The organism is Ruegeria sp. CDSC051 (assembly GCF_059610665.1).
In genome coordinates this window covers 109,944-121,848 of sequence record NZ_JBXWOC010000001.1, presented here as the reverse complement: position 1 = coordinate 121,848, position 11,905 = coordinate 109,944, and the positions used below count along the sequence as shown (strand labels likewise).

General features: G+C 55.6%; 10 protein-coding genes. 2 read left to right on the top strand and 8 right to left on the bottom strand.

The genetic code is table 11. The annotated features are described in order from the left end of the window. Positions 1-10: 10 nt before the first annotated feature. Complete coding sequence (locus tag AC2FH0_RS00565) at positions 11-850, top strand: hypothetical protein (RefSeq protein WP_496788288.1); 840 nt, start codon at positions 11-13, stop codon at positions 848-850. A gap of 210 nt (positions 851-1,060) precedes the next feature. Here the strand turns inward: AC2FH0_RS00565 and AC2FH0_RS00560 are convergent, their stop codons facing one another. The 8 genes from AC2FH0_RS00560 to AC2FH0_RS00525 form a co-directional block, all read right to left on the bottom strand. Next, on the bottom strand, positions 1,061-2,206 hold the full coding sequence (locus tag AC2FH0_RS00560) for an iron-containing alcohol dehydrogenase (RefSeq protein WP_496788287.1): 1,146 nt from the start codon (positions 2,204-2,206) through the stop codon (positions 1,061-1,063). Further along, positions 2,203-3,585: an aldehyde dehydrogenase family protein gene (locus tag AC2FH0_RS00555; protein WP_496788286.1), complete on the bottom strand. Its 1,383-nt coding sequence runs from the start codon at positions 3,583-3,585 to the stop codon at positions 2,203-2,205. Before AC2FH0_RS00555 ends, AC2FH0_RS00560 begins: the two co-directional genes overlap by 4 nt. A 130-nt stretch (positions 3,586-3,715) precedes the next feature. Then, positions 3,716-5,077, bottom strand: coding sequence for a glutamine synthetase family protein (locus AC2FH0_RS00550; protein WP_271947924.1), 1,362 nt, complete (start codon positions 5,075-5,077; stop codon positions 3,716-3,718). Between the two features lie 57 nt (positions 5,078-5,134). Beyond that, positions 5,135-6,820, bottom strand: coding sequence for a Na/Pi cotransporter family protein (locus AC2FH0_RS00545; RefSeq protein ID WP_142632940.1), 1,686 nt, complete (start codon positions 6,818-6,820; stop codon positions 5,135-5,137). 146 nt (positions 6,821-6,966) lie between these two features. After that, positions 6,967-8,001 carry a TRAP transporter substrate-binding protein gene (locus AC2FH0_RS00540; RefSeq protein ID WP_142632938.1) on the bottom strand — a complete coding sequence of 345 codons (1,035 nt, stop codon included), beginning with the start codon at positions 7,999-8,001 and terminating at the stop codon, positions 6,967-6,969. Between the two features lie 52 nt (positions 8,002-8,053). Beyond that, positions 8,054-9,373, bottom strand: a complete 1,320-nt coding sequence (locus AC2FH0_RS00535) for a TRAP transporter large permease (protein WP_281971849.1) — start codon at positions 9,371-9,373, stop codon at positions 8,054-8,056. Next, the gene (locus AC2FH0_RS00530; RefSeq protein WP_496677919.1) at positions 9,370-9,942 is read right to left on the bottom strand and encodes a TRAP transporter small permease subunit; all 573 of its coding nucleotides are present in this window, start codon (positions 9,940-9,942) and stop codon (positions 9,370-9,372) included. The genes AC2FH0_RS00535 and AC2FH0_RS00530 overlap by 4 nt, the downstream gene beginning before the upstream one ends. 8 nt (positions 9,943-9,950) lie before the next feature. Continuing rightward, positions 9,951-10,706, bottom strand: a complete 756-nt coding sequence (locus tag AC2FH0_RS00525; RefSeq protein WP_496708610.1) for an N-formylglutamate amidohydrolase — start codon at positions 10,704-10,706, stop codon at positions 9,951-9,953. Between the two features lie 156 nt (positions 10,707-10,862). On the opposite strand from AC2FH0_RS00525, the gene AC2FH0_RS00520 reads away from it, so the two are divergent. Further along, positions 10,863-11,732: a MurR/RpiR family transcriptional regulator gene (locus tag AC2FH0_RS00520; protein ID WP_142632930.1), complete on the top strand. Its 870-nt coding sequence runs from the start codon at positions 10,863-10,865 to the stop codon at positions 11,730-11,732. Positions 11,733-11,905: the final 173 nt, after the last annotated feature.

Below are 11,905 nucleotides of genomic sequence, written 5' to 3'. Positions count from 1 at the left end.
GGAATGAAAGATGGAAAGCGATAAGAACGAAAAGACTGAAATCGACATTCTGAATGCGCGACTTGAAGAAATAAAGAACGCATTGAACCAGATGCTTCAAGGCGAGCGGACCACAACTCGAATTTTTGGAATAATAATTACGGTTTTTTTGAGCCTAGTTGGTTTTAGTGGTTTCTATTTTTCAGACAGAAGCGCCGAACGTGCCGTAGATGCTATTAAGCGCACCGAAACTAGCGCGCAAGCAATGATAGAAAGATCCGAGAAATACATCGAAGAACTCACAGGATTGGCGCGCCCAACCCACTATATAACAAGTTCGCGCTCAAAACTTGCGCCAGATACAGAGTATTTGCGCCTCTACCTAGACGTAAACTTTATGAGCGATAAGGTAGTTTCATACGATCTGACGGGCGAAGCCTACTTTTACATAAATATATTTGGCCCCTCCGGCAAGTATATTGGCTCGCAGTCTTATCTTGACGGTCCAATCGTCGACGAAATTACCAAGAAACACAAACATGCTGAAGTGTCTGCGTTGAACTACACCACACCATCTTATGTTGTTGCGGCAAACGGCGGTACTCAAATTGTCGAAAGCGTGCCATTTCCATTGAGTTACAAGTTCACCAGCATTTTCAATGACTGCGAAGGGGCGCAATCCGCGCTGGACACGATAGTTGATCTTGGCAGTGAAGTGGGTACGCTAAACATTAAACCGGTTTTCGATGAAATCGAAAATCCTGGAGACTTCAAAACTTTCAAGATCATTCCGATAAACTCCAGCCTGTTTGACTGCGAGTTTTTCCAAAGTGAATTTCCAGGCGTGCAGCGTAATGCCTCGCAAGAATAGACTTGGTAGCTAGCGACATAGATTAGTTTGCTTGCACCCATCTTACTCTCGCATCCAATCTGGTTTGAACACTCATCTAACCTAATCTCTACCGTCGCGCCCGCCCGTGGGGGCGGGTCGGGCGCGTACTTGATGCTTTGCATCAAAGCATTGGGTGGATAACTTGAGGCTTCACCACACGCGCTGTGATGCTGCGACGGAGTGGCCCGTCTAAAGCGCCGCTTTGAACAAACCCATCAGGTTTTCCTCAGTCAGCTCAATCGGATTGCCACCACAAGACGGATCAATGATCGCCCCCTGTACCAGCTCGGGGGTCGACGCCTCGGTCACGCCCAGTTCGGACAGCCGAAGCGGGATGCCCAGGCTGTCGTTGAACTGTTGCACAAAGGCGCGGAAACCGTCGAACCCTCCGTCGATGTCCAGATAGGCCGCGGCCTGCTGGAACCGGTCGGCGATGGCGGGGGCGTTGAACTCTAGCACCGCGGGCATGCAGACTGCGTTGGTCGTCCCGTGATGGGTGTTGAATACCGCGCCAATCGGGTGGCTCATCGCGTGGATCGCACCGAGGCCCTTCTGGAAGGCGGTCGCGCCCATCGCTGCCGCGCTCATCATTTGGGCACGGGCTTCAATATCAGTGCCATCGGTATAGGCGCGCGGCAGGTAGTCCTTGACCAGCCGCATCCCCTCCAGCGCGATGCCGTGTGACATCGGGTGGTAATGCGGGCTAGAGAACGCCTCAACACAATGGGCAAAGGCGTCCAGACCGGTGCCCGCGGTGATGAATTTCGGCATCCCCACGGTCAGTTCCGGGTCACAGATCACCACGGTTGGCAGTACCTTAGGGTGAAAGATGATCTTTTTCGCGTGGGTTTCCGAATTGGTGATGACGCTGGCGCGCCCCACCTCTGACCCGGTGCCAGCGGTGGTCGGAACCGCAATGATCGGAGCAATGACATCAGCATCGGCGCGGGTCCACCAATCGCCGATATCTTCGAAATCCCAGACCGGGCGCGTCTGACCGGCCATGAAGGCCACCATCTTACCCAGATCCAGCCCCGAGCCACCGCCAAATGCGATTACCCCGTCATGGTCGCCTGCCCGATACGCCGCAACGCCGGCCTCAAGGTTCTTCTCATTGGGGTTCGGGTCCACTTCGCTAAACAGGCCACGCCCCAGACCCGCAGCCTCAAGAATATCCAGCGTCGCCGAGGTGATCGGCAGATCAGCCAACCCCTTGTCCGTGACCAGCAGAGGGCGTTTCATTCCGGCCGCAGCGCAGGCTTCGGGCAGTTCCTTGATGCGGCCAGCGCCGAATTTGATCGCGGTCGGATAGGACCAGTTTCCAGACAGGCTCATGGTGTCACCTTCTTCAGATGGTAGGATTTGGGGCGGGTAAGGTTGTGATAGCCGATGACAGAAAGACCACCGCCACGCCCGGTATTCTTGCAACCGGTCCAGCACAGGCCCGGATCCAAATAATCGGCGCGGTTCATGAAGACGGTGCCAGTTTCAATCTGGTCACCGACCCGCGCGGCCCGGTCCACATCGCGGGTCCAGAGGCTGGCGGTCAGACCAAACTCGCTGTCATTCATCAGCGCGATGGCTTCGTCATCCGACGACACTTTCATGATACCAACTACGGGGCCGAAACTCTCATCCCGCATCACCCGCATGTCGTGTGTGACATTGGTCAGGATTTGCGGGGTCAGATATGCCCCCCCATCATCCTCGGGGAAAGTATCGATATGGGTAACTGCGCCATCCGCGACTGCCTCGGCAATCTGCGCGCGGACCTCATCGGCAAAGCGTACACTGGCCATCGGTCCAATCGTCGTCTCTGCATCCAGCGGATTGCCCAGCTTATAGCCCTGAACAATCTCAACCGCTTTAGCAACGAACGCATCATACAGGCTTTCGTGCACGTAAATTCGCTCAATCCCGCAGCAGCACTGGCCCGCGTTGAACATCGCACCGTCGATCAGCGTATCAACAGCTGCGTCCAGATCGGCGTCGTCCATGACATAGCCTGGATCCTTGCCGCCCAACTCGGTACCGACCCCGGTGAATGTGCCCGCCGCCGCACGTTCCATCGCCTGACCACCACCGACCGAGCCGGTGAAGTTCACGAAATCAAACGCATTTCCAGCGATCAAATCGTTAGTCACATCATGACTCAGGAACACATTCTGGAACACATCCTCAGGAACACCTGCCGAATGGAAAGCCTGCGCCATCCGCTCACCCACCAACAAGGTCTGGGTCGCGTGTTTCAGCACCACGGTATTGCCCGCAATCAACGCCGGGGCCACCGTATTGATCGCAGTCATGTACGGGTAGTTCCAGGGCGCCACGACAAAGACAACCCCATGCGGAATGCGTTTGATATAGCGCCTGAAGACCTCATCCTCGCCCACCGCAATATCGGCCAGTGCACCCTGCGCGATCTCGGCCATATGGCAGGCGCGTTCGTTGAACCCGCCGAACTCTCCGCCGTAGCGCACTGGGCGCCCCATCATATGGGCCAATTCGAGCACGATTTCGTCATTCATCGCACCAACAGCGGCGACACCCGCCATCACAAGATCAATTCGCTCTTGTAATGGGCGTGCTGCCCAGGCTGTTTGCGCTTCCCTGGCCCGCGCAGCCACCTCAAACGCTGCTTCGCGCGATAAGGTTTCGTGCTCAGCATAAACCGATCCATCGATCGGCGAGATGCATTTCAACATCTGCCCCATCTCCATTCCATCCTCTAAAAAGCAGAATCTCCTGCTCTATCTGGCCAACACAAACCTCGGGGGCCGTCATTGATGCGCCATTGGTTCAAGCACCAATAGCGGCAGGCAGGGCCCCCAACTTCGTCCACCCTCAGGCCCGTTCGAACCCGCGGGCAATTTCCCAATCAGTAACCACGCTTTCGAATTCCTCGATTTCCACCTCGGCGGCGCGCGCATAGTGATCAACAACTTCGTCCCCCATAGCGGCCCGCAACATGGTTGAGCCAAGCAGGGCATCCCGCGCAGCGGGCAGGTTGCCGGGGATCATGCCGGACTCGCTCTGATACGCATCGCCTTTGGTTGGTGGTTCAAGCTCCAACCCCTCCTCGATGCCCGCGATACCCGCCGCCAACATACCAGCAATCGCCAGATACGGGTTCATATCCGAACCCGGAATACGGCATTCCACGCGAACCGATTTGGTTCCATCACCACACAGTCGGAAACCGGCGGTGCGGTTGTCGACCGACCAGATGATCCGCGTCGGCGCAAAACTTCCTTTTTGGAAACGCTTGTAGCTGTTGATGTAGGGGGCCATGAAACACGTATAATCGGCAGCGTATTTCAACAACCCGGCCATATAGCTTTTCATTACTGCCGACATGCCGAGCGGATCTTTTTCGTCGAAAAAGATTGGCCTTCCCTCAGACCACAGCGACTGATGCACATGGGATGAACTACCAACCTTGTCATGATGCCATTTCGGCAGGAACGTGGCCGCATGCCCGTGCTGCCAGGCGATTTCCTTCACCGCATTCTTGGCGATCGAGTGATACTCGGCCGTTTCCATGGCGGCGGCGTATTTGATGTTCAACTCTTCCTGACCGGTCTCGGCCTCGCCCTTCGTATTCTCGACCGGGATGCCCGCGTTCCACAAATGATTGCGGATAGGACGCATCACATGCTCTTCCTTGGTGGTCTGCAGGATATGATAGTCCTCATTATAGCCCGAGATCGGCGCCAGATCGCGAAAGCCTTCCTTGCGGATCTGATCAAAGCTCTTCTCAAACAAAAAGAACTCCAACTCGGTGGCGCACATCGCGTCGTAACCCATGGCTTTCAGGCGTTTGACCTGTTTCTTCAGGATCGACCGGGGCGCGTGCGGGACCTCTTCATGTGTGTGGTGATCCAGAACATCGCACATCACCATCACCGTGCCCTCAAGCCACGGCACCGGGCGCAAAGTGCTGAGATCAGGTTTCATGACGTAATCGCCATAGCCCCGCTCCCAGCTGGTCGATGCATATCCGTCAGGCGTGCCCATTTCCAGATCTGTCGCCAACAGATAATTGCAGCAATGGGTCTCTTGCCAAGCGCCTGCCACAAAGTGACCGGCGTGAAACCGTTTGCCCATCAGCCGCCCCTGCATGTCCACCATGCAAACAAGAACGGTGTCTACTTCACCTGCTTCAACCTTGGTTTTGAGGTCCGCCAACACAACATCATGGCCCATCATGTTCATCCTTCATCACAATCGGGCCCACCGCGCCCCTGTTCCCATCGACGGCCGTTAGTCTTCGGCCGCTTCTTTCTCCATTTCCATAACCAGCCGCGTTTCCAGAACCTGTCCGCTTTTGTAGAGGATCGGATAGGCGATGGCCGCGATATGGCCGTGCAGATCGCGCATAGCGCGCAGTGCCTCCAGATGCAGATCGCTGGACTGGAAACTTTCCGTTTGACCACGCTCCAGCCGCTTTAGATGCGCCTTGCGGCTGTCGCGGGACATCCTTTTGATCTCGGCCTTGTCCAGAACAAGGCGGCGGGCACAGTCGACGTCGTCCACCAACAAAACGTGTCGCGCCAGCGAAAAACTCTCCTGAATGGTGGCGTGTAAATCCTTGAGTTCTTTCCACCCCTGGGCGGAAAACTCGGCCCTTTCCATGTGTTTAATCTTTGCTGAACGCGTCATTCTGTTCGACACGACATCTCCAGCGGCCTCGAGCCGAATAGCGTATTCCACCAGACCACGGGCGGCTTTGATCTGAGACTTACTCATATTCTGCCGCGGCAACCGCGCGACAAAGCGTCGGATTTCCGTCAACTGGGCGTTTACCATTTCATCCTGCTGCGACAGAGCGGCAATGGTATCAATGTCGTCACGCTCATAGATATCCAGCACCGGGCGGAACATGCGTTCGACCTGCGTGACCATCTGCAACAATTCGTGTCGCACCGAGGACATCGCAACATCAGGGCCTGTGGCACTGGGGTCGCCTAGCGGATTAAGAGCACCCGAGAACTGATCTGCCACACCAGATTCAGGGTCGGTCTCGGGCATGAGCAAAGCCATCGGCGCTTCCATCCGGGTGACGAACCCGGTTGCCAGCAGAAACACCACGAGGTTGAAACCGATATGGGCAAAGATCAACGATTGCCCCGGTCCGCTGATCATCAATGCGGCATGGGTCCCGGTGACGTTGACAGCAAACAGCATCACAAGCGCCGCACTGCCGCGCAGCAACAGGTTGGCTATCGGTATCCGGCGGGCCGAAACGATCTGGTCGCGCGTCAACCAGATCGGAATAAAGGCCGAGCCCAAATTTGCCCCCAATACCAACGACAAACCCGCCGCGAATGGGATTGCCCCGATCTGTACCAGCGTCACGCACATCAGGATTGTCGCAACCGAGCTGTGCATGACAAAGGCAAGCACAGCCCCAACGATGAAGGCACTGAAATAGTCGCTTTCAAGATAGCCCGCGATAGCCGGCAAAAAGGCACTTTCACGGATCGGATCAACTGCATCGCGCAAAAATTGCAGTGATACCAAAATGAAGGCCACACCCAGAACAATCCGCCCCATCAGGCGAACATTTGCCCGATCGGATTTGAGGTAGAGCCACCCGCCCAGCGCCAGCAACACCGGCTGCAACCATCCCAAATCATAAGACAGTATCTGAATGACCAGAGCCGATCCCAGATCGGCCCCCAAAACCCCCGCCAGGGCGATGCCAAAACTGACCATTCCGGCCGCCGCAAACCCTGTCAGCAAAACCGCCACGGCGGCTGAACTTTGCAGGATCGTGGCCAGAACCATACCCGCGCCACCGGCGACAAAACTGTTTGAATGTCGGGTCAAAAGCGATTGAAATAGCGCGCCAAATCGCCGCTCAATCCCCGTACGAACCAAGCGAACGGCGAAAAGCAGCAACATGGTTGCGGCAAAAATCTCGATCAGAAAACCAGCGATGGCCATGTGTTCATACCCCGTCCGACCGGTCAGCAGCACTGTGCATCCGGTTTCGCATCTCTGTTATTGGGATTGATATGAACATAAGAGGTGTCGCCAGGTGATGTCCAAACCCGACGCGAGAGGAGTTACCCGCGTCGGGAAGTTGCTTATTATCCGTAACGATAAGGCCGTCCGGCCTTGAGCATGTCGGCGTTGTATTGCTTGAATATCTCAACAACCCTCGCCTTGATCTCAGATTCTGCCGCAATCTCATCCCAGAATGCGATTGCCGCGCCTTCGACCTGTGCCCATTCCTCATCTGGGATCGTGGTCAGCTGCATCTTGTCGCCATTGACCCGCAAGCTGGCCTCGCCGCCCCAGTACCACCACTGGCGGTAGTAATGCGACTGATCACAGCAAACACGGAACAGGGTTTGCAGATCTTCCGGCAACTCGTTCCAGCGATCCATGTTGGCAAAGAAAGACCCGGCCCAGGCGCCTGAGATGTTGTTGGTCAGGAAGTAGTTGGTCACATCCGCCCAGCCGACAGTGTAATCCTCGGTGATGCCCGACCATGCGATGCCGTCCAACTCGCCGGTCTGTACGGCGACCTCGATATCTTCCCATGGCAGTGTAACTGGTACCACACCGAACTGGCTGAGGAAGCGACCCGCTGTAGGGAAAGTGAAGACACGCTTGCCTTGCAGGTCCGCCAGGCTGTTGATTGGATCCTTGGTGGCGAAATGGCACGGGTCCCATGCGCCAGCCGAGATGTGCTTGACCCCGACTTTCGAGTATTCTTCGTCCCAGATTTCGTTCAGACCGTACTGATTGAACAGAACCGGTACATCCAGGGAATAGCGCGAGGCAAACGGGAAATAGCCGCCGAACACTGTGACATCGGTGGGCGACGCCATCGAGTCATCATCGGACTGTACCGCATCAATGGTACCTTTCTGCATGGCACGGAACAGTTCGCCTGTCGGAACAAGCTGGTCAGCATAGAACAGCTCGATCTGCATCCGGTCACCGGCAATCTTGTTGAACATCTCGATTGCCGGGTCGATCACATGCGCAGCCAGCGCAGGACCGGCATAGGTCTGCATGCGCCACGTGATCGTGCTTTGAGCCAGCGCCGGTGCGGCCAGAGGTGCGGCTGCGACCCCTACCCCGGCGGTTTTCAGAAACTTACGTCTTGTCGTCATGTCAATTTCCTCTCTGTTGAAGTGCTTCGTGCCTCTTCGAAAGGCATTCTTGTTAATTTCCATAGACATAGCCGGGCAGCCAAAGAGCCAGTTCCGGGAAGATCATGATAATCGTAAGCGCCAGAACCATCACGGCGACGAACGGAAAGATCGAGCCATAGATATCCCTCAGCGTGATTTCTGGTGGGGCCATCGCGCGCATCAGAAATAGGTTATAGCCGAAAGGCGGTGTCATATAGGCGATCTGTGTGGTGATCGTGTACAGAACCCCGTACCAAATCAAGTCAAAGCCCAGCGCACCAACCAGCGGTACATAAAGCGGTGCCACAATCACCAGCATCGCGGTGTCGTCCAGAAACGTGCCCATGACAATAAAGCTGAGCTGCATCAAGATCAGGATCATCCAGGGTGACAGGCCCAACTGGTCGGTAAACAAGTTGTCGATTGCCTTCACCGCACCAAGCCCGTCGAAAACCGCGCCAAAACCAAGTGCTGCAAGGATGATCCACATGAACATGCACGATATCGCCAGCGTATGCTTGGTACAGGTTTCAAAAATCGCCCAGGTCATTCGACGTTTGGCCACCGAAACCACCAATGCCGCCAGCGCTCCGATGGCCGAACTTTCAACCAGTGACGTCCACCCGTTCACAAAGGGCACCATCATCGCAGCGAAGATAATCAGCGGCAACGCACCCGCGCCCAGCAACCGGATTTTCTCGGCCCGCGGAACCTCGTGCGCGTCTTTCATCGCTGGGCCAAGCTCGGGCTGAATGCGACAGCGGATCCATATATAAAGAATGAACATGCCAGCCATCATCAGGCCGGGCACGATCCCCGCCAGCCATAACTGTCCCACAGGTTGACGGGCGATCATCGCATACAGCACCAGAACCACCGAAGGTGGTACAAGGATACCCAAACTGGACCCGGCCTGAATGACGCCGGTCACCATGGTTTTGTCGTACCCGCGTCTCAATAGTTCAGGCAAAGCAATCGTGGCTCCAATGGCCATCCCGGCCACGCTGAGGCCATTCATGGCAGAAACCAAGACCATCAAACCAATCGTCCCAATGGCAAGCCCGCCATTCACCGGCCCCATCCAGACATGGAACATGCGATACAGGTCATCCGCCAGCCTGCTTTCGCTCAGCACATAGCCCATGAAAATGAACATTGGCAGGGTCAGCAGCGGATACCACTTCATCAGCTTCATCGCGGCTGAAAACGTGATGTCCTGCCCTCCGGTTCCCCACAATGAAAGCGCCGCGATCGTCGCAACCGCACCGATCGCACCAAAAACGCGCTGACCGGTGAACAGCATCAGCATCATCAACGCGAACATGAAGATGGCGATATATTCCTGGCTCATGCCCGCTGTACCCCGATTTCCTGCCCGTTGATCCGCGCAATGTCTTTGAAAAATTCCGAGACTGCCTGCAGCAACATCAGGAAGAAGCCCAACACCATGATGGATTTGACCGGCCAGATATACGGCCGCCACGCAGTCGACGAACGTTCAAGCCGACCGATCTCTTCACTGCCGGTCAGCAGTCCGGTGAAGTAGGAAACGGGTTCGTCGCCCCAATAACCAAGGCTATACGCCGTCGATCCCAACCCGCCATAGAAAAGCACACCCAGATAGAGGATCAGCAAAAGCACGGTAAATGCATCGAACCACGCTTTTCGTTGGGGGCTCCAGTTGTGGTAAAACAGGTCCATGCGCACATTCGACCCTAGCTGGATCGAATATGGCCCACCCATGATGTAATAGGTCACCATCGCAAACTGTGCCATTTCAAGTGTCCAGAGCGACGGTAGGAAGAAGGTCTTTGATATCGAAGACCACAACAGGATACCCATCATGACAAACAGGCCCCACATCATGACCCGCCCGATCCGATAGTTGATCGCATCCACGATACGGACATATGCGCTCATCGCTTTGATCACGCTGACGCCCCTTCCTGAAAACCGGACAGAACACGCGCAATCCAGGGCACCAGGCAATCGGCCATCTCTGCCTGCTGCTTAGGCGTGCGGATCAAGTCATTGCGGATCTCGATCATCACGTTCAGCAAGCGGTGGGGCAGCGCCTGGGTATCCAGTGTATGAGCTACTCCATCCGCCGCAGAATAAGGCTCATTCAGCCTGATGATAAAGGGGCTGCCGATAGCTCCGTCAGCCATCATCGCTGTGGCAAACTGGTTGTCCACACCGTGCAGAATACCCAGTTCGACCTGCCGTTTCTGCCCCAGATAGATCGGCGTGAAACTGTGGATTGTCACCATCAACCTAAGTGAAGCGCTGTGCTGATCGATCAAATCCGACAGAGCGGCGCAAAACGGCTGATACACGTTTTCGATTCTGACCATTCGCTGCTCGGGCGACATGTTGATGTTCGCCGGGATTTCGTAATCCTCGCTGCGGATCGGCATTGCACCCGCCGCCTCGGGCGGGCGATTGCAGTCATAGACCAGCCGAGACACCCCGCCATGGACCAAAGGTGCTGACATGCGTTTGGCCATAGCCTGCGCCACGGCCAGTGCGCCTGGATCCCAGGCAATATGACTTTCGCGTGCTTCAGCGCTTAACCCCATATCACCCAGAAAAGCCGGGATACGATTAGACGCATGTTCGCACACCAGCACGACCACAGGCGCATTGCCCGCCAAATCCGTATGAACAACTTTGCCGAAGTCCAATCTACCGTCCTGCGATTCCAAAATGAGACATTGTGGAAAAATTTCCACAGACCGCATCATCCTGTCAATATTTTTTCTGTATAAATTTTTCCAAGCTTGATCTTGCTGAAAAATTATTCACATTATGGTCTGGTCGCATAATAGGAGGACACGCCAGTGCGGGTGACAGACAGGCTTCTGGCCCATCGGGACAAGATGACCCCGTCTGAACGGCAACTGGTCAGTGTTCTGCTGGATGATTACCCGATGGCCGGGCTGGGTAGTATTACCGAATTGGCCAGTACCGCCTCAGTCTCGACCACTACGGTTGCACGGATGCTGCAAAAGACCGGTTTTGACGGATATCCTCAATTTCAGGCCGCGCTGCGTGGTGAGGTCAAAGAAATGATCTCGGGGCCAGTAGCCAAACGTGATGTCTGGCAGAATGACCTGCCCGAAGAACATATCCTCAACCGCTATTCCCAGCGTTCTCTGGCCAACCAGAAGCGCACAATCGACGAGATCGACCCCGACGAATTCGATAGCTTCTGCAGCCTGCTGAGCGATCAGAACCGGCGTATTTTCATCACCGGTGGCCGCATTACCGGAACACTGGCGCAATACCTGTATCTGCACCTGCAAATGATCCGACCGGATGTCCGCCTGTTGCCGGTCGCCGCATCCTGGACCCATGATCTGTTGGACGTGCGTCAAGGGGATGTGCTGATCGCGCTGGATGTCCGGCGCTATGAGAATGCGAGCCTACTGATTGGTCAGCTCTGCCACGAGCGCGGGGCCGAAATCGTGCTGTTGACCGATCAGTGGCGCTCGCCAATCCACCGGCTGGCCAAACACACATTCGCGGCGCGCATCTCGGTGCCTTCTGCCTGGGATTCGATGGCTGCGATACTGACCCTGATGGAATGCGCCATAGCCGAAGTTCAGGAACGGCTTTGGGATTCGGTCAAAGATCGCACGGTCGAACTGGAACAGGCCTTTGATCGCACCAAGCTGTTTCGGAAATTCGGTCAAAGTTCGGGCTCTTAGCTTCGGATTGTTCCAAAACTACAACTGCCCGTGAGGAGTGTTGCCACTTGACCGGCGGTTGGTCACTTTGTTTCCATGACATTTATTACCGAAAACCAGCTGCCGCTGCTGATTCTGTTTTTTCTGATCGGCACAGTTGGCACAGCGTTCCTGTTTCGCAAACCAGCCGGGCA